General features: G+C 70.2%; 16 protein-coding genes. 14 read left to right on the top strand and 2 right to left on the bottom strand.

Annotated elements, in window-relative coordinates; translation table 11 throughout:
• The first annotated feature begins 91 nt into the window (after positions 1 to 91).
• From ACIQMV_RS09295 to ACIQMV_RS09355, 13 genes are all read left to right on the top strand, one after another.
• Positions 92 to 1,210, top strand: coding sequence for a sugar ABC transporter substrate-binding protein (locus ACIQMV_RS09295; RefSeq protein WP_402592158.1), 1,119 nt, complete (start codon positions 92 to 94; stop codon positions 1,208 to 1,210).
• Between the two features lie 196 nt (positions 1,211 to 1,406).
• Positions 1,407 to 2,198, top strand: coding sequence for an ATP-binding cassette domain-containing protein (locus ACIQMV_RS09300; RefSeq protein WP_326804571.1), 792 nt, complete (start codon positions 1,407 to 1,409; stop codon positions 2,196 to 2,198).
• Positions 2,195 to 3,475, top strand: coding sequence for a sugar ABC transporter permease (locus ACIQMV_RS09305; protein WP_402592159.1), 1,281 nt, complete (start codon positions 2,195 to 2,197; stop codon positions 3,473 to 3,475). Before ACIQMV_RS09300 ends, ACIQMV_RS09305 begins: the two co-directional genes overlap by 4 nt.
• A gap of 191 nt (positions 3,476 to 3,666) precedes the next feature.
• Positions 3,667 to 5,622, top strand: coding sequence for a 1-deoxy-D-xylulose-5-phosphate synthase (gene dxs, locus ACIQMV_RS09310; RefSeq protein WP_402592160.1), 1,956 nt, complete (start codon positions 3,667 to 3,669; stop codon positions 5,620 to 5,622).
• Positions 5,623 to 5,804: 182 nt separating this feature from the next.
• A complete protein-coding gene (locus tag ACIQMV_RS09315; protein WP_401779537.1) occupies positions 5,805 to 7,319 on the top strand; it encodes an amino acid permease in 1,515 nt (504 codons plus the stop codon).
• Positions 7,320 to 7,695: 376 nt separating this feature from the next.
• Positions 7,696 to 8,613 carry a ribokinase gene (locus ACIQMV_RS09320; RefSeq protein WP_402592161.1) on the top strand — a complete coding sequence of 306 codons (918 nt, stop codon included), beginning with the start codon at positions 7,696 to 7,698 and terminating at the stop codon, positions 8,611 to 8,613.
• Positions 8,610 to 9,647, top strand: coding sequence for an ABC transporter permease (locus ACIQMV_RS09325; protein ID WP_141357318.1), 1,038 nt, complete (start codon positions 8,610 to 8,612; stop codon positions 9,645 to 9,647). Before ACIQMV_RS09320 ends, ACIQMV_RS09325 begins: the two co-directional genes overlap by 4 nt.
• Positions 9,648 to 9,709: 62 nt before the next feature.
• Complete coding sequence (locus ACIQMV_RS09330; protein ID WP_402592162.1) at positions 9,710 to 10,741, top strand: sugar ABC transporter substrate-binding protein; 1,032 nt, start codon at positions 9,710 to 9,712, stop codon at positions 10,739 to 10,741.
• Positions 10,741 to 12,306, top strand: a complete 1,566-nt coding sequence (locus ACIQMV_RS09335; protein ID WP_402592163.1) for a sugar ABC transporter ATP-binding protein — start codon at positions 10,741 to 10,743, stop codon at positions 12,304 to 12,306. The genes ACIQMV_RS09330 and ACIQMV_RS09335 overlap by 1 nt, the downstream gene beginning before the upstream one ends.
• A 45-nt stretch (positions 12,307 to 12,351) precedes the next feature.
• Complete coding sequence (gene rbsD, locus ACIQMV_RS09340) at positions 12,352 to 12,807, top strand: D-ribose pyranase (protein WP_384177145.1); 456 nt, start codon at positions 12,352 to 12,354, stop codon at positions 12,805 to 12,807.
• A gap of 116 nt (positions 12,808 to 12,923) precedes the next feature.
• Positions 12,924 to 13,637 carry a deoxyribose-phosphate aldolase gene (gene deoC / locus ACIQMV_RS09345; RefSeq protein WP_402592164.1) on the top strand — a complete coding sequence of 238 codons (714 nt, stop codon included), beginning with the start codon at positions 12,924 to 12,926 and terminating at the stop codon, positions 13,635 to 13,637.
• A gap of 110 nt (positions 13,638 to 13,747) precedes the next feature.
• Positions 13,748 to 14,506, top strand: a complete 759-nt coding sequence (locus tag ACIQMV_RS09350) for a GntR family transcriptional regulator (protein ID WP_141357308.1) — start codon at positions 13,748 to 13,750, stop codon at positions 14,504 to 14,506.
• 123 nt (positions 14,507 to 14,629) lie between these two features.
• The gene (locus ACIQMV_RS09355; RefSeq protein ID WP_402592165.1) at positions 14,630 to 15,358 is read left to right on the top strand and encodes a sulfite exporter TauE/SafE family protein; all 729 of its coding nucleotides are present in this window, start codon (positions 14,630 to 14,632) and stop codon (positions 15,356 to 15,358) included.
• A 42-nt stretch (positions 15,359 to 15,400) separates the two neighbouring features.
• Here ACIQMV_RS09355 and ACIQMV_RS09360 read toward each other — a convergent pair whose 3' ends face one another.
• Together ACIQMV_RS09360 and ACIQMV_RS09365 are read right to left on the bottom strand one after the other, a co-directional pair.
• Complete coding sequence (locus ACIQMV_RS09360) at positions 15,401 to 15,802, bottom strand: NTP pyrophosphohydrolase (RefSeq protein WP_402592166.1); 402 nt, start codon at positions 15,800 to 15,802, stop codon at positions 15,401 to 15,403.
• Between the two features lie 134 nt (positions 15,803 to 15,936).
• Entirely contained in the window at positions 15,937 to 17,016 is a 1,080-nt protein-coding gene (locus tag ACIQMV_RS09365) for an LCP family protein (protein WP_402592167.1), read from the bottom strand.
• Positions 17,017 to 17,356: 340 nt separating this feature from the next.
• Here ACIQMV_RS09365 and ACIQMV_RS09370 point away from each other — a divergent pair, with 340 nt between their 5' ends.
• Entirely contained in the window at positions 17,357 to 18,397 is a 1,041-nt protein-coding gene (locus ACIQMV_RS09370; protein ID WP_401779555.1) for a hypothetical protein, read from the top strand.
• The last annotated feature ends 303 nt before the right edge of the window (positions 18,398 to 18,700 follow it).

Consider the following 18,700-nt stretch of genomic DNA (forward strand, 5'->3'; position numbering starts at 1 on the left):
GGATTTACTTCTTGACGTCGCACGCGCAGCCGAGTTGACTTCCAGCCACCTCGGCCGCAACGACGCGGCCTCGTCAGGGAGGTTTGAAGAAGTGAACACGCGTATGCGTCGCGCGGCCTTCGCCGTTGCTGCTGGTGCCATGGCCGTCTCGCTCGCCGCCTGTGGCAGCGCCAAGGAGTCCGGTGGCTCCTCGAAGTCGACCGGCAGCGAGAAGAAGGGCGACAACATCACGGTCGGCCTGCTCCTGCCGGAGAACCAGACCGCTCGTTACGAGAAGTTCGACAAGCCGATCATCGAGAAGCAGATCGCGGAGCTGACGAACGGCAAGGGCAAGGTCGAGTACCTCAACGCCAAGGAGGACGCGACCCTCCAGGCGCAGCAGATCGACACGATGATCACCAAGAAGGTCGACGTGCTGATCCTGGACGCGGTCGACTACAAGGCCGTCGCCTCGGGCGTGAAGAGGGCCAAGGAGGCCGGCATCCCGGTCGTCGCCTACGACCGCCTCGCCGAGGGCCCGATCGCCGCCTACACCTCGTTCGACAACGAGGAGGTCGGCAAGGCTCAGGGCGAGGCCCTGCTGAAGGCCATGGGTGACAAGGCCAAGTCCGGCAAGATCGTCATGATGAACGGCGCCGTGACCGACCCTAACGCCGCGCAGTTCAAGGCGGGCGCCCACGCCGCCCTTGACGGCAAGGTGAACATCGGCAAGGAGTACGACACCAAGCAGTGGAAGGCGGAGAACGCCAACGCCAACATGGAGGGTGCCATCTCCGCCCTCGGCAAGGACAAGATCGTCGGCGTCTACTCCGCCAACGACGGCATGGCGGGCGGCATCATCACCGCGCTCAAGGGCGCGGGCCTCAAGACGCTTCCCCCGGTCACCGGCCAGGACGCCGAACTCGCGGGCGTGCAGCGCATCGTGACCGGCGAGCAGTACATGAGCGTCTTCAAGTCGTACCCTCAGGAGGCCGAGACCGTCGCCAAGATGGCCGTCTCGATCGCCAAGACCGGCAAGCTCGACAGCTCGCTGACGACGAGCACCGTCGACAGCGGTACCGACAAGGGCGTCCCGGCGGTCATCGTCCCCGTCGTCTCGCTGACGAAGGACAACATCAAGGAGACGGTCATCGACCAGGGTTACTACACGCTCGGCGAGATCTGCACGGCCAAGTACAAGGCCGCCTGCGACAAGATCGGCCTGAAGTAACACTGCCGGGCCGCCCGAGCGGCGGCCCGACTGACCTGCACGGGACATCGCGTCCATCGATCACGCGTACCCGTGTCAGCGCGTCCGGCGCCCTGCCGCCGACAGCCCCGCAGCACAACGGCGGGGCGCCGGACGGAACCCCCCTCACTCTTCTTGTTCAACCTCCCGCCGGGGTCAGGCTCAGGCGGCGAAGGAGATGGTTCACGTGTCCGCTACGCCCGTGCTGGCGTTGCGCGGGGTCTCCAAGCGATTCGGTGCTGTCCAGGCGCTCACCGACGTAGAGCTTGAGGTCCACGCCGGAGAGGTCGTCGCCCTCGTCGGCGACAACGGCGCCGGAAAGTCCACCCTTGTCAAGACGATCGCCGGCGTGCACCCCATCGATGACGGTGTCATCGAGTGGGAGGGCAACCCCGTCACGGTCAACCGGCCGCACGACTCCCAGAACCTGGGCATCGCGACGGTCTACCAGGACCTGTCCCTGTGCGACAACATCGACGTCGTCGGCAACCTGTTCCTCGGCCGTGAGATCAAGCGCCGCGGTGTCCTGGACGAGGTCGAGATGGAGCGCCGCTCGCGCGATCTGCTCCAGACCCTGTCCATCCGCATCCCCAGCGTGCGCATCCCGATCGCCTCGCTCTCCGGCGGTCAGCGCCAGGTCGTGGCCATCGCCCGCTCCATGCTCGGCGAGCCCAAGCTGGTCATCCTCGACGAGCCGACGGCCGCCCTCGGCGTCGAGCAGACCGCCCAGGTCCTCGACCTCGTCGAGCGGCTGCGTGAGCGCGGCCTCGCGGTCATCCTCATCAGCCACAACATGGCGGATGTGAAGGCCGTCGCCGACAAGGTCGCCGTCCTCCGGCTCGGCCGCAACAACGGCGTGTTCGAGGTCGGGACCACCTCGCAGGAAGAAATCATCTCCGCCATCACCGGTGCCACGGACAACGCCGTGACCCGTCGTGCGGCGCGCACCAACGCGGAGGCTCAGAAGTGAGCATCGACAAGTCCCAGGCCGCCCCCGTGGACGCGCCCGCCGCCGCGGCCGACGCCGCCCCCGCCGTCGACCCCCGTCTTCTCGTGCGCGAGCAGGGATTCGCCGGCTACCTCGGTGAGTTCAAGCGCAAGATGCGCGCCGGCGACCTCGGAGCCATCCCGGTCGTCATCGGCCTCATCGCCATCTGCGCGATCTTCCAGAGCCTCGACTCGGCCTTCCTGGGCGCGGAGAACCTCAACAACATCTTCGTCGCCATGGTGGCCACCGGCATGATGTCGGTCGGCATCATCTTCGTGCTGCTGCTCGGCGAGATCGACCTGTCGGTCGGCTCCGTCTCCGGTGTCTCCTCGGCCATCATGGCCGTGATGAGCGTCACCCACGGCGTGAACGAGTGGCTCGCCGTCGTCAGCGCCCTCGCGGCCGGCGCGGTCATCGGCGCCCTGCACGGCTTCTTCTTCGCCCGCATCGGTGCGCCCGCGTTCGCGGTGACCCTGGCCGGTCTGCTGTTCTGGAACGGCTTCATGCTCCAGATCCTGGGTTCCAACGGCACGATCAACATCGACGGCGACGGCGTGGTCGGCAAGCTCACCACGTACTACTTCTCGGACGTGGCCGCCGCCTACCTCCTGGCCGTCGTCGCGGTCGCCGGATACTTCCTGTCGGCCTTCCTCGGCAACCGCCGCCGCGAGGCCGCGGGCATCCCGTCCCGCCCGCTGAGCGACATAGTGCTGCGCACCGTGCTGCTCGCGGTCGCCGCGTTCGCCGTGGCGTTCATGTTCAACCAGTACAAGGGTCTTCCGCTCGCGGTGCTGCTCTTCGCGATCGTCCTGGTCGGCAGCGACTTCGTGTTGCGCCGCACCGCGTACGGCCGCAAGGTCTTCGCGCTCGGCGGCAGCGTCGAGGCATCCCGCCGCGCCGGTATCAACGTCACCGCGGTCCGTGTCTCGGTCTTCGCCGTCGCGGGCCTCTTCGCCTCGGTCGGCGGTCTCTTCTGGGCCTCCAAGATCGCGGCTGCCAACCAGAGCGCCGGCTCCGGCGACCTGCTGATGAACGTCATCGCCGCGGCCGTCATCGGCGGCACCAGCCTCTTCGGCGGCCGGGGCCGCACCTGGAACGCGCTGCTGGGTGTGCTCGTGATCACGTCGATCCAGTACGGCCTCGCCCTGCAGGGCATCGCCACCCCGATCCAGTACATGATCACCGGTGGTGTGCTTCTCGCCACGGTCGTCATCGACTCGATCACCCGCAAGACCCAGAAGTCGGCCGGACGCGCCTGAGCGCCGCCCGCACCACGACCGTGCCCGGCACCCCTGGGGTGCCGGGCACAGTCGTGTCATGACCTGCGCGACAGTGGGTACCGCCGTTCGCGTGACACACGACCCCCGGCCCGGACATCGGGCGCTCGGGCGGAACATTAGACTCGACGAGCCCGGCAACAGCTCGATCAGCTCTACGCAAGGAGGCACGGGTGCCGCTGCTGACCCGCATCAGGGGACCGCGCGATCTGGACCGGCTCAGCCTGGAGGAGCTGGACCAGCTGGCGCAGGAGATCCGGACCTTCCTCGTCACCGAGGTCTCCAAGACCGGCGGCCACCTCGGCCCGAACCTCGGTGTGGTGGAGCTGACCATCGCCCTCCACCGGGTCTTCCAGTCGCCCAAGGACAAGGTGCTGTGGGACACCGGCCACCAGTCCTACGTGCACAAGCTGCTCACCGGCCGCCAGGACTTCTCCAAGCTGAAGATGAAGGGCGGTCTGTCGGGCTACCCCTCGCAGGCCGAGTCCGAGCACGACGTCATCGAGAACAGCCACGCCTCCACCGTGCTGGGCTGGGCCGACGGCATCGCCAAGGCCAACCAGCTGCTCGAGCGGGACAGCCACGTCGCCGCGGTCATCGGCGACGGCGCGCTGACCGGCGGCATGGCCTGGGAGGCGCTGAACAACATCGCCGACGCCAAGGACCGTCCGCTCGTCATCGTCGTCAACGACAACGAGCGCTCCTACGCGCCCACCATCGGCGGCCTCGCCAACCACCTGGCGACCCTGCGCACCACCGACGGCTACGAACGCTTCCTGGCCCGCACCCGGGAGGTGCTGGAGCGCACCCCGGTCGTCGGCCGACCGCTGTACGAGACCCTGCACGGCGCCAAGAAGGGCCTGAAGGACTTCATCGCCCCGCAGGGCATGTTCGAGGACCTGGGCCTGAAGTACGTCGGCCCCATCGACGGCCACGACATCGAGGCCCTGGAGTCGGCGCTGGCCCGCGCCAAGCGGTTCGGCGGTCCCGTCATCGTGCACTGCCTCACCGAGAAGGGCCGTGGCTACCAGCCCGCCCTCCAGGACGAGGCCGACCGCTTCCACGCCGTCGGCAAGATCCACCCCGACACCGGGCTGCCGATCTCGACCTCCGGCGCCGACTGGACCTCGGTGTTCGGCGACGAGATGGTCAGACTCGGCAAGGAGCGGCGGGACATCGTCGCCATCACCGCGGCCATGCTCCAGCCGGTCGGCCTGGACAAGTTCGCCAAGGCCTTCCCCGACCGGGTCTACGACGTCGGCATCGCCGAGCAGCACGGCGCCGTCTCCGCGGCCGGTCTCGCCCACGCCGGCGTGCACCCCGTCTTCGCCGTCTACGCCACCTTCCTCAACCGCGCCTTCGACCAGGTCCTGATGGACGTGGCCCTGCACAAGTGCGGGGTCACCTTCGTCCTGGACCGGGCCGGTGTCACCGGCACCGACGGCGCCTCCCACAACGGCATGTGGGACATGTCGATCCTCCAGGTCGTCCCGGGTCTGCGGCTGGCCGCCCCGCGCGACGCCGACCAGGTCCGCGCCCAGCTGCGCGAGGCGGTCGAGGTCGACGACGCCCCGACCGTGGTCCGCTTCTCCAAGGGCGCCGTCGGTCCCGCCGTACCCGCGGTGGGCCGCGTCGGCGGCATGGACGTACTGCGCGAGCCCGGCACCGACACCCCGGACGTCCTCCTCGTCTCCGTCGGCGCCCTCGCCCCGATGTGCCTGGAGGTGGCCACGCTTCTCGACAAGCAGGGCATCACCACCACCGTCGTCGACCCCCGCTGGGTCAAGCCCGTCGACGAGGCCATGGCGCCGCTCGCCGCACGGCACCGCGTGGTCGTCACCGTCGAGGACAACTCCCGCGTCGGCGGTGTCGGCTCGGCGGTCTCGCAGGCCCTGCGGGACGCGGGCGTGGACGTGCCGCTGCGCGACTTCGGCATCCCGCCGCGCTTCCTCGACCACGCCTCCCGGGCCGAGGTGCTGGCGGAGATCGGGCTGACCGCGCCGGACATCGCCCGTCAGGTCACGGGCCTGGTCTCCAAGCTGGACGGCCGGTTCGAGCGGCCGGAGGCGGAGGTCGACGCCGAGGTCGACGCGCGGGTCGACGTGGCGGTGCAGCCCGCGCACGACTGAGCCGCCGACCGCGCGGACGACGGCACGGGCCGGTCCTGCCCCCTCTTACGGGTGGCGCGACCGGCCCGTCTGCGTGAACCTGCGAGTGCCGGGGCATACGCATCCCCAGCTCTCTCGATCATGTCGAGCCGGCTCGGCCGGTCCGGGCCAGGTCGAGGACGACACGCAGGGGAGGTCACGCCGTGAGCAGCACGCTCTTCAGGACGAAGAACGTCGAGCAGTCGATCCAGGACACCGAGGAACCCGAGCACGCGCTCAGAAAAACCCTGTCCGCCCTCGATCTGACCGTCTTCGGCGTCGGTGTCATCATCGGCACCGGCATCTTCGTCCTCACCGGCACGGCGGCCAGGAACACCGCCGGCCCCGCCGTCTCCCTGTCCTTCGTCGTGGCCGGGGTGGTCTGCGCGCTCGCCGCGCTCTGCTACGCGGAGTTCGCCTCCACGGTTCCGGTGGCCGGCTCCGCCTACACCTTCTCCTACGCCTCGCTCGGCGAGTTCCCCGCCTGGATCATCGGCTGGGACCTGGTGCTGGAACTCGCGCTCGGCACCGCGGTGGTCGCCGTCGGATGGTCCGGCTACATCCACTCGCTGCTCGACAACGCGGGCTGGCACCTGCCCGAATATCTCAGCGGCCGTGACAACGCGACCGGCTTCGGCTTCGACATCCTCGCCGCCCTCCTGGTCCTGGTCCTCACCGTCATCCTCGTGCTCGGCATGAAGCTCTCCGCGCGGGTCACCACGATCGTCGTCGCCGTCAAGGTGGCCGTGGTGCTCGTCGTGATCATCGCGGGTGCCTTCTTCATCAAGGGCGGCAACTACGACCCGTTCATCCCGAAGGCGCAGCCGGTGCCCGCGGGCGGCACCCTCAAGGCACCGCTCATCCAGCTGATGTTCGGCTGGGCGCCCTCGAACTTCGGTGTGATGGGCATCTTCACCGCCGCGTCCGTCGTCTTCTTCGCCTTCATCGGCTTCGACGTGGTGGCCACCGCGGCCGAGGAGACCCGCAACCCGCAGCGCGACGTGCCGCGCGGCATCCTCGGCTCGCTGATCATCTGCACCGTGCTGTACGTCGCCGTGTCGATCGTCGTCACCGGTATGCAGAAGTACAGCGCGCTGTCCGTGGACGCGCCGCTCGCCGACGCGTTCAAGTCCACGGGACATCCCTGGTACGCGGGCCTGATCAGTTTCGGCGCGGCCATCGGCCTGACCACGGTGTGCATGATCCTGCTCCTGGGCCAGGCCCGGGTCTTCTTCGCGATGAGCCGGGACGGGCTGCTGCCCCGGTTCTTCTCGCACACCCATCCGCGGTTCCGCACCCCGTACCGGCCGACCATCCTGCTCGGCGTGATCATCGCCGTCGTCGCCGGCTTCACCAGCCTGAGCGAACTCGCCGAACTCGTGAACATCGGCACGCTGTTCGCGTTCGTGGTGGTCGCGATCAGCGTGATCATCCTGCGCAACACCCGCCCCGACCTGCCCCGCGCCTTCCGCACCCCCTGGGTCCCGGTGCTCCCGATCCTCTCCGTCTGCGCCTCCCTCTGGCTGATGGTCAACCTCCCCGCCGAGACCTGGCTCCGCTTCGCCATCTGGATGGTCATCGGCTTCGTCGTGTACTTCCTCTACGGCCGCACCCACAGCAGGCTCGGCGAACGCCAGGCGCGGGCAGGCCGCCCGGCGGGCGACTCAGGCGCTTCCTAGTGCTGTGGCCGGGAAGGTTTGCCGGGAAGCTCGCGGCGTCCGGTGCGGTGCATCGCAAGGCGGAGCATTGCCCGCGTACGGGATGTACTCGGGTGATGCGACAACGCGGCGTGGGGGTACCCCCGGCCGAAGGCTGGGGGAGTGCCGTGCCGGCCGTCGCGAGCCGGTGAACCTTTCCGGTCACAGCACTAGCGGCGGCCGTCCGCTCGCGGCGCGGCCGACGGGCCCGGGTTCCTCGTCACCGAGGAGCCCGGGCCCGTTCCTTGTACGCGTGACACCATCCGGAGTTCATCTTCCTGACCACCATTGACTATGGACATCCCTGTACCTACGATCTCGCTTGTCCATGGTTGTCCATACACAAAGCGGTGCGCCCATGAAGATCGCGGTTGTCGGAAGTTATGGAGCCGGCCTCACCATGCGGGTCCCCAAGGCCCCCGCGGCGGGTGAGACCGTCTCGGGCGGGGTGTTCGATCCCGGCCCTGGCGGCAAGGGCAGCAACCAGGCCATCGCCGCCGCCCGGCTGGGTGCCGAGGTCTCGCTGCTGACCGCCGTGGGCGACGACGACTTCGGCCGCTCCGCACGTGCGTTGTGGCAGCGCGAGGGTGTCGGCGCCGAACATGTGCTGACCGCCCAGGCCCCCACGATGGTCGGCTTCATCCTGGTCGAACCGTCCGGCGAGAACCGCATCGCCATCGCCCCGGGCGCCCTGGACGAACTGGACGCCGCCGCCGTCGCACCCTTCCGCGCCGAGATCGCCTCCGCCGACATCCTGGTCGTGTCGATGGAGATCCCCGAGGAGGCCGTGGTCACCGCGCTCCGCCTGGGTCGCGAGACCGGCACGCCGACCCTGCTCAACCCCGCGCCCGCCCGACCGCTTCCCGACGAGTGCTGGCCCCTCATCGACGTGATCACGCCGAACCAGACGGAAGCCCCCGTACTCCTCGGCCTCGACGAGGGCCACGGGCTCGGTGACGGGGAACTGGTGCGCGCCCTGCGGGAGCGCACCGGCGGCGCCGCGGTCCTCACCCGGGGTGGCGAGGGCGCCCTGATCGCCCAGGCCTCCGGTGTGACCACGGTGCCACCGCACCCGGCCCCCACCGTCGTCGACACCACGGGCGCCGGCGACTCCTTCACCGCGGCCCTCGCCGTCGCCCTCGCCGAGGGGCAGCCCCTCGAGAGGGCGGCCGGGTTCGCCGCCGCCGCGGGCGCCCACACCGTGACGATCGCGGGCGTCGTACCCGCCCTGCCCACCCGAGACCAGCTGAACGCCCGGATTGGAAGAACCCCGTGACCTCGACGACCTCGAAACCCCCGACCGCCGCGGCGCCGTCGGCCACCGGACCGGCACGACAGCTCCCGCTCGCGCTGCGCAGGCTGCTGCACGCACGCGAGGCCGGCGTCTTCGCCGCGCTCGTCCTGCTCTTCCTGCTGGGCACCGTGCTCTCGCCGACCTTCGCCCAGTCCGACAACCTGCTCTCGGTCGGTCAGCAGATCGCGCAGATCGGCATCATGGCCGTCGGGGCGACGTTCGTCATCCTCAACGGCGAGATCGACCTCTCGGTCGGCTCCACCTACGCCCTCTCCGCGATCTCCACCGGACTGCTCATCTCGGACGGCTGGAACTGGCCCGCGGCGATGCTCGTCGGACTGGCCGTGGGCGTCCTGGCCGGACTACTCAACGGGCTGGCCGTGGTGGTGCTCGGCGTGCCCTCCTTCATCGTCACCCTGGGCACGCTCAGCGTCTTCCGCGGCGTCGCCCTGCTCATCTCCGACGGGGCCCCGATCTCCCTGAGTTCCTCCCAGCCCGGGGTCGCGGAGTTCAACCTCCTCGGCCAGGGACGGCTCTTCGGGGTGATCCCGATGCAGTTCGTCCTCTTCGCCGCCGTCGCCGCCCTCGGCGTGGTGCTGCTGTCCCGCTCCCGCTTCGGCTTCAACACCTACGCGGTCGGCGGCAACCAGGAGGCCGCCCGCCTCGTCGGCGTCAACGTCAAGCGGGTCAAGCTCACCGCCTTCGTCCTGTCCGGCTTCACCGCCGGCCTCGCCGGCGTACTCGGCCTGTCCTTCCTCTCCTACGTGCAGGGTGTGACCGGCCAGGGGCTGGAACTCACCGTCATCTCCGCCGTCATCATCGGCGGCGCGGCCCTCTTCGGCGGCTCCGGCACCATGTGGGGCACCGTCATCGGCGTCGCCTTCATCGGCCTGCTCCAGAACATCCTCAACATCAAGGGGATCTCCTCCTTCTGGCAGACCGTCGTCACCGGCCTCGTCATCGTCGCCGCCGTCGCGGCCGACACCTGGCAGCGCAAGCGCAAGACCCGCGCCTGACCGCCGTCCGCTTCCCACCTCACGCAGACGCACAGACCCACGGACACGACAAGGGAGTCACGATGTCCCCGCGCACCCTCCTCAGATCCCTCGTCGCCGCGACGGCCGCCGCCGCGGCTCTCACCCTCACCGCGTGCGGCGCCGTCACCGCCGGCGACGCCGCCGGCTCCGGCTCCGGCGACGGCTCCTTCAAGCTCGCCTCGTACATCCAGCAGCGGATCGACGACGACAAGCCGATGCGCATCAAGCTGAGCTACCACGACCCGTCCCTCGCCTTCGCGACACCGATCGGCAGTGGCATGAAGCGGGCCGGCAAGGAGCTGGGGGCCGAGGTCTCCCTCATCGGCCCCACCGGCGGCGACGCCGCCAAGCAGGTCTCCGAGCTCCAGACGCTCATCCAGCAGAAGGCCGTGGACGGGCTCGCCGTCTCCTCCGCCTCCAGCGACGCGCTGAAGCCGGTCATCAGCCAGGCCTACAAGGCGGGCATCCCGGTCATCTCGTTCAACACCGACAACCCCGACTCCCAGCAGATGGGCTTCGTCGGCCAGGACCTCAAGGCCTCCGGCAAGGCCGAGGCCGAACAGCTGCTCAAGGACCTGAAGGGCACCGGCAAGGGCAAGTCCGTCGTCGTGTTCTCCGTGGACACCGGCGCCGGCTGGTCGCACGACCGGTTCAACGGCTTCAAGGAAGGGCTGGCGGGCAGCGATCTGAAGGTCGTCGGGCCGGTGAACGTCGGCAACGAACCCAACGCCGCCTACAACACGGTCGAGTCCACCATGTCCGGTCAGTCCGGTGTCGTGGCCGTCGCCGGGCTCGACTGCTGCTCGACCACGGCCGCCGCCAAGTGGGTGGCCCAGTCCGGACGCGCCGACGCCATCACGATGGGCGGCTTCGACCTGCTCACCCAGACCGCCGAGTACATCGACCGCGGGGTCCTGGACTTCACCATCAGCCAGAACCCGTCCGAGCAGGGCTACCAGGCGGTCAAGGTGCTGTACGACTTCCTCACCAAGGGCACCGAGATCACCGGTGTGGACACCGGCGCCCAGTTCATCACCCGCAAGAACCTCGACGCCGCGACGGTGGAGGACTGATGGCCGCCGCCCGCGACGCCGCCACGGGCGGCTCGGCACCTCCCGGCACCCCGCCCGCCGCCGCCCCGGCCGTCCGGATCCGGGGCCTGTCCCGGAACTTCGGCCCGGTACGCGCCCTCAGCGACGTCTCCTTCGACGTCCCCGCGGGCGAGGTCACCGCCCTGCTGGGGGAGAACGGGGCCGGCAAGTCGACCCTGCTCAAGATCCTGGCCGGCCTCCAGCCGCCCAGCGACGGCGGCGTCACCGTCTTCGGTGAGGAGGTCACGTCCTTCGACCCGAGCACGATGCTCGGCCGGCACGGCGTCGCGATCGTCCCCCAAGAGCTGTCCCTGCTGCCCGACCGCAGTGTGGCGGAGAACGTGCTGAGCGGGGTCGAGCCGGGCAACCGCTGGTTCCCCTCCCGGCGCCGCATGCTGGAGCGCACCACCGAACTCCTCGCCGAACTCGACCTCCGCCTGGACCCGAACGCCTCCGTGCGGACCCTGGACCTGGCCACCCAGCAGCTCATCGTGGTCGCCCGGTCCATCGCCCGGGGCTGCCGCGTGCTGATCCTGGACGAACCCACGGCCATGCTCACCCCGGCCGAGGCCGACCGGCTGTTCGCCCTGATGGACAAGCTCAAGGCGGCCGGGACGACCATGCTCTACGTCTCGCACCGCATGCCCGAGGTGTTCCGCCTGGCCGACCACATCCAGGTGCTGCGCGACGGCACCCACGTCGCCTCCTGGCGGAGCGCGGAGACCACCCCCGACCAGGCCGTCGCCGCCATGGTCGGTCGTGAACTGGGCCAGTTCACCCGCCGTTCGGAGCGCGGCACCGAGTCCAGCGGCGAACCCGTTCTGAAGGTACGGGAGTTGAGCGGACGCCGGCACAGCGGCGTCTCCTTCGACCTGCGCCCCGGCGAGATCCTGGGCGTGGCCGGACTGCCGGACTCCGGCCGGGTGGAGATGCTGCACCACCTCTTCGGCGGGGACCGCGGGACCGGCGGCACCGTGGAACTGCTGGGCAGGCCCTACGAACGGCGCAACCCGATCGCCAGTGTCGAACGGCGGCTCGCGTTCGTGCCCGGCGAGCGCCGCGCCCAGGGGCTGCTGACCACCATGAGCGTCGGCGAGAACATCGGCGCGCTCACCACGAGGACGTTCAGCCGGCTCGGGATCGTCCGCCGCCGTGCCTTCGACGCGCAGGCCGCCGACCAGGCGAAGCGGCTGCGGGTCAAGACCGCCACCATGAGCCAGCCCATCACCAGCCTGTCCGGCGGCAACCAGCAGAAGGCCGTCCTCGGACGCTGGCTGGCGATCAACCCCGGTGTGCTGATCCTCGACGAGCCCACGCGCGGTGTGGACATCGGGGCGAAGGCCGAGATCTACGAGCAGCTGTTCGCCCTCGCCCGGCAGGGCCTGGCGATCCTCTGCTCCTCCTCCGACCTGCCCGAACTGCTGACCCTGACCGACCGGATCGCCGTGATGAGCGAGGGCCGGCTGGTGAGCTGCGTCGACACCGCGGAGGCGACCGAGGAATCCATCATGGCCCTCGCGACCGGAGCGGTGCCGGCGGCGGCCTGAGACCCACAGCCCGACCTGCGAAGACCCCATCGAAAGGAACCCACCGTGAAACGCTCCGGCATCCTCAACGCCGAACTGAGCGGGGCCCTGGCCACGCTCGGCCACACCGACCTGCTGCTGGTCGTGGACGCCGGCTTCCCCATCCCCCGGGACGCGCACCGCGTCGATCTCGCCCTCGCCGAGAACCTCCCGGATCTACGGACGGTGCTCGGGCTGATCGCCGACGAACTGGTCGTCGAGGGCGTGGTCCGCGCCGAGGACGTCCCCACCCACAACCCCCGGCTCGACGCGTGGCTGCGCGAACGCTTCTCCGACGCCGAGTTCACCACCCGTCCGCACGCGGAGGTACTCGGCGAACTGGCCCGGCAGGCCAAGGTCGTCGTCCGCACCGGAGCCTTCGAACCCTGGGGCAACATCGGCCTGTTCTGCGGCGTCGACGCCCCCCGGTGGTTCGGCGGCGAGGGCGTCGTCGTCCCGGACCACTACGCCTCCAAGCTCTGAGCCGCCGCCGGACCCCACGTCCCGGCTCCCGTTTTCCGCGACGGCCCGTCCGTCGAACGCACCCGGCGGCCGTATCGCCGGGTGCCCCACCGCCCTCCACACAGGGAGATCACTCCGTGTCCACCACGACCGTCACCTCTGCCGAACTCGACCTCACCCCCGCCGAGTTGGCCCCCTACATCCAGCACACCAAGATCGATCCGGACGCGACCCGCGACGAGATGGTCGCCCACGCCCAGGAGGCGGTCACCCACGGTTTCAACGCCGCGATGGTTCCCGCCTCCTGGCTTCCCGTCGTGGTGGCCGAGCTGCGCGGCACCGGGGTCGGGGTCGCCTCCGCCCTGGACTTCCCGACCGTCGGCGTCATGACCAGCGCGGGCAAGGCCGCCGAGGCCGCGGAGATAGCACGGCTCGGCGCGACCCAGCTCGACATCGGCGTCCAGGTCGGCTGGCTCAAGAGCGGCCGCTACGACGACTTCCGCGAGGACATCGCGGGCGTGGTCCGGGCCTCGGGCCTGCCCGTCAAGGTCATGCTGGAACTGCCGCTGCTCACCGACGACGAGAAGGAGACCGCCGTCGAGCTCGCCATGGAGGCGGGTGCCGCCTTCCTGAAGAACGCCAGCAGCGGACAGATCGAGACTGCGAACCCGACGAGCGTTCGCTACCTTGTTGACCGGGCGCGGAACGGGGTTCAGGTGAAGGCGTCCGGGTCCATCAAGACCTACCGGCAGGGCCTGGAACTCCTGCGCGCGGGTGCCTCGCTGCTCGGGACCAGCGCCGGTCTGGCGATCGTCACCGACACCGGTGACGAGTCGACCGTCAGCTACTGACCGGCCACTGCCGCCGCACCCCGCCCGCACCCCGCGGCCGGGGTGCGGCTCCCCATTTTCCGGAGCGACGCCCGTCCTCCGGTGAGACCGGAGAAGGAGATGCGACGACTGTGACGGCCGACAAAGGGGGGCTTCCGGGCATCAAGCGTGACGTCCCCACGGCGATCCACGTCCAGATCTCGGAACACATCCGACTGCGTATCGCCAGCGGCGAGTGGCCGGCGCACTACCGCCTCAAGAGCGAGCCGGAACTGGCTCAGGAGTTCGGCGTCAGCCGCGGCACCCTGCGGCGCGCCCTGACCACGCTCATCGAGGAGGGCCTGCTGCGGCAGGTGCGCGGGCGCGGCACGTTCGTAACCTCGACGACGATCGAACCGGCCATCGCCCAGAAGCTGAGCACCCTGTCCGAGGACTTCGCCAGCCAGGGAGTCGTCACCACCACGTCGGTGCGGGAGTGCTCGCTGATCATTCCGCCCCGGCCCGTCGCGGCCCTGCTGGACGTCGCCCCCGGTACCCGCGTCCTGCGCCTGGTGCGGGTGCGCAGCACCGGCGAGGGGCCGGTCGCGCTGCTGTTCAACTTCGTGCGCACGGATGTCGCGCCCGGCATCGAAGAGGTGGACTTCACCACCTCCAGTCTCTTCGGGGTCCTGGAGGGCACCTACGGACTGAAGATCGCCACGGCCCGCCGGACCTTCAGCGCGGAGGCCGCCACCGCCGATGTCGCCGATGCCCTGGCACTGCCCGAGGGCGCCCCCGTGCAGTACCTCCAGCAGGTCACCTATCTCGCCGACGACCGTCCGGTGGAGTACTCGGACGTGTGGATCCACAGCGGCCGGCTGAGGGTCACCTCGCTGCTGCTGCGCAGATGACGACGGCGCCGGGGCCGTTCGGCGAGCACCCCCCGGGCGGCCGGCGCTCTTCTGCTCGGTAGGGTTCGGGCAGGTACGGGGACGGACGGGCCACCCCGGCGGCAGCGGCCGGAGGGGGAGCGGGTGACGACGACCCTGATCGCCGAGGTGGCACTGGTCACCACGCTGGCGTCGTTCGCGCAGGCGCTGAGCGGCTTCGGGTTCGCGCTGGTGGCGGTGCCGCTGCTGACCCTGCTGACCAGCCCGCAGAACGCCATCGTCGTGGTCACCGCGCTGGGCGGGGTGCTCTCGCTGGCGGTCTGCGTCCATCAGAGAGAGCACGTCAGTGTGCGCACCGCGGGCCTGGTGAGCGCGGCGGGACTGGTGGGCATGCCGCTCGGGCTGCTCGCGGTGACGGTGCTCGGGGCCCGCTCGCTGTCGGCCCTCATCGCCTGTGTGGTGCTGGTGTTCGCCGTCCTGATCGGCCGCGGCCTGACCTTCCGCCGCGGTACGGGTCCCACCATCGCCTCGGGTTTCGCCAGCGGGGCGCTGCTGACCGCGACCGGTATGAACGGGCCGCCGCTGGTCGCCACCTTCCAGGCCATGGGCCTGGCGCCCCGGGAGTTCCGGGCGACCCTCCAGGCCACGTTCTGCGTCCAGGACGCCCTGGCCCTCGCCGGATTCCTCGCCGTCGGCCGGCTGACCACGGACAGCCTCCTGCTGACCGGTGCGGGGCTTCCCGGCCTGCTGGTGGGCTGGTGGCTGGGAGACCGCCTCTTCGCCCGTACGGATCCCACCCGCTTCAAACGGATCGTTCTGGGCGTCCTGGTGGCCAGCGCCTGTGTGGCCCTGTACCAGGCCACGCTGAACTGACCCGCCGCGGCACCGGGATTCCGGCCCTGCCCTGACCCGCGGTCAACGTTCCCGACCGGAGGTGTCCTGGTCGCCGGGGCCGTACACCGCGCGGGGACCCACCGTGGTGGCGCCCGTCGCGGTCACTCTGCGGCGGAGTTCGCGGTCCGCGGTGACGACCACGCGGGACCGGTCCGCCGTGGCGGCGGCCAGTCGGACGATGTGGTCGTCGCCGTTGCCGGGGGCTTCCTCGACCCGTACGCCGGGTACGGACGGTACGCCTCGCGCGGCGCCCTCCAGGACCAGGACGATGTCCAGCGGACCGGGCACGCCGGGAACGCCTTCCTCGACGTACCCGGCGAGCCGGTCGCGCAGGCGTTCGGCGGCGGCCCGCCGGTCGCGCCACCACCCGTCCGGGACGGAGCCGACGACGTTGGCCCCGTCGACGATCAGCAGGGTCGGCATCCTGGGTCGGTCCTTCCGGTCGGGATCAGACGCGGTACCAGTGTCCGTGACGTCGTGGGCCCGTGGGCTTCTCGCCCGGCCCGTCCCGACCGGCGGAGGCCGGCCCGTGGATGCGTGCGGCCTCGCTGGACGGATCAACCGCCCGTCGCCGGGGACTTCTTGGCGGACTCCGGGATGGTGGAGTCGTTGCGGAGCGCCTTCCACAGCTCCGTCGCCTGGGGCTCCGCGGCCACGACGCGGTTGGGGTCGATCTTGTCGTACGTCACCGGCAGCATGATCGTCTCCATGCTGGACGGGTCGACCCCGTTCAGGCTGCGCCCGAACTCCGCCAGCTTGGTGAGAGAGGCGAGATCGGAGTCGGTGGTGAGGGCCGCGGTGAGCTTGTCGGAGATCTTGTACGTCTTGGTGGGGCTGCCCAGGAGGTCCTGCTTCTTGATCTCGCCCAGCAGGGCCAGCATGAACTGCTGCTGGAGGCTGATGCGTCCGAGGTCGCTGCCGTCGCCGATGCCGTGCCGGGTGCGGACGAACTGCAGGGCCCGGGTGCCGTCCAGGCGGTGGGTGCCGGCGGTGAGGTCCAGGCCGCTGGACTTGTCGTGGATGTCCTGGTCCACGGTGACGGTGACCCCGCCTATCGCCTCCACCAGCCCCTGGAAGCCGGCGAAGTCGATCTCCATGTAGTGGTCCATGCGGATGCCGGACATCTGCTCCACGGTCTTCACCACACAGGCCGGGCCGACCTGTCCGTAGATGGAGTTGAACATCACGCGCTTCGCCGACGCCACCGTGGTGCCGTCGGACTTCGTGCACTCGGGCCGGGTCACCAGGGTGTCGCGCGGAATGCTGATGGCGACGGCCTCGGTGCGGCCCTCGGGTATGTGCATCATCAGCGCGGTGTCGGAGCGCGCGCCGGCCACCTTGCCGGTGTTGAGCGCGGCGTTGTCGCCGGCGCGGGAGTCGGAGCCGAGGATCAGGATGTTCTGTCCGGAGGTGGGCAGCTTCTCGGGCCGGTCGTCGCCGATGGCGTTTTCGATGTCGACGCCCTTGATGTTGCCGTTCAGGCCGCTGTACAGCCAGTACACGGTCCCCGCCCCGGCCGCGACCAGCACGGCCATGGAGAGCAGGATCCACCGGCCGGTGCGACGCCGGCGACGGGGAGTCCCGTCCTGGTCGGGCCGGTGCGGGCTGCGGGGGCTCTCGACGGCTGGGGTTGTCATGGCGCGCTGTCCTCGTCTCCTCGTGCCCGGGCAGGGAGCGCTCGGGCTATCGGACAGACCCGTGACCCATGGGGGGCGTTGTACGGCAGTGGCATACATCACACACCGTGCCGACGGGTGTTGAAGTGACTGCCGACCGGGGTCGCGGCGCCGCGTTCCGGGACCGATTCACGCCGGAAACGCGTATGTATTGTTCATGTGATGTGAGAGTTTCATGTCCCCGCGTCGAATTCGGGCGGGTTCTTCCAGGGGGTCCGTCATGGCGATGCGAGGCCGGCCGGCGCGGGTGGCGCAGGGGCGTCGTTCCGCTCCGTCCGCCGAGGCCGTGTCATCTCCCGTCGTGACCGGTGCCGTTGAGGGAAGCTGGCTCGTGCGGGGCGAGGACGGACGGCTCACCGCCTACGCCCGCTGCCCGGACGGACTGCTGCGCTGGACCGAGACCCGGCCGGGCGGCCCGGACTGGTCGGGACCCGACCTGTTTCCGGTCGCCGGCCTCACGCATCTCACCGTCGCCCAGGGGGCCGACACCTACGTCCACTTCCTCGGCCGCCGGGAACGGCGCGGCGCCGACGGCGCGGTGCGTGTCGACGTGGTGCACGCGATCCAGTACCAGAGCGGGCGTCCCGTCACCGAATGGCGCTCCGTGGGCAATCCGCACCGCGAGCCGGACAGGGCGGCCCGGCTCGGGGCGCCCGCGGGTGCCGTGGACGCCATGGGCACCGTGCACGTCTTCGTGCGCAACGCGGGCGGCGGGCTGATGATGCGCCGGGAGGGCAAGGGCGGCGGCTGGGAGCCCTGGACCGATCTCCGGGGCTCGGACCTGCGGGACGGACTGGCCACCGCGGTCACGTCCACCGGCCATGTCGAGGTGTTCGCGCCCACCGCCGACGCGCTCGCGCACTGGATCCAGCCGGAGCCCGGCGCCGTGCCGCAGCGCTCCCACGACATGCGGCCGGGCCCGCTGCCCGGGTCCGTCACCGCCGTCGAGACCGCTCCAGGACGGCTCACCTGCTTCTGGACGGACGCGTCCGGATCCGGCTTGCTCTCTCACCGCCGCGGCTCCTGGCTCATCACGCTGGGCGGCACTCCCTCGGACGGCGCCAACGCGGTGCTGCGCACCACTGTCGACGGATACGACTGCACGGTGATCGCCCATCGTGGCGCGGCCGGCGGAATCCTGTTCGGCGTGTGCGGCACGGAGGCCGAGTCGTCGGGCATGTGGTGGACCGACGCCGGCGGGAACGCCGCCGGCGCGCCGGCCCTGGCGCACGACGGGCACGGCCGGGTGGTGGTGGCGGCCTTCGGCCCGGACGGCGCGCTCCGTCTCGCCCGGCAGGCACCCGAACCGGGCCTGGTGCTCATGGACTGGGTGCGGGTCTGACATACCGTCCGGAGGCCGTTGAGCAGGCGTTCCGCAAAAAGGTTGTACAGATGTGGCCTTTATGACAGACGGTTCGCAGAAACCGATTACTTCTGGACAGTCTGAGAAGCAGATGTAAACATTCTGTCCGATCGGTAAGCCTCAGGTGTACCGCTGGTCGACATGAGGTGGAGGCCGCGGGCAGGGCGGGGGACGTGCGCCGGGCATTCTGTGCCGGCCTCGAGCTGGGTGGGTGCGGAAGTCGGGTGAGCCTCAACAATCCCGAGGCGAGTGCGCTCGTGTCGGCGTATCGGTCGTTGGTTC

The sequence above is a fragment of the Streptomyces sp. NPDC091412 genome (genome assembly GCF_044756885.1).
Taxonomy (GTDB): Bacteria; Actinomycetota; Actinomycetes; order Streptomycetales; family Streptomycetaceae; genus Streptomyces.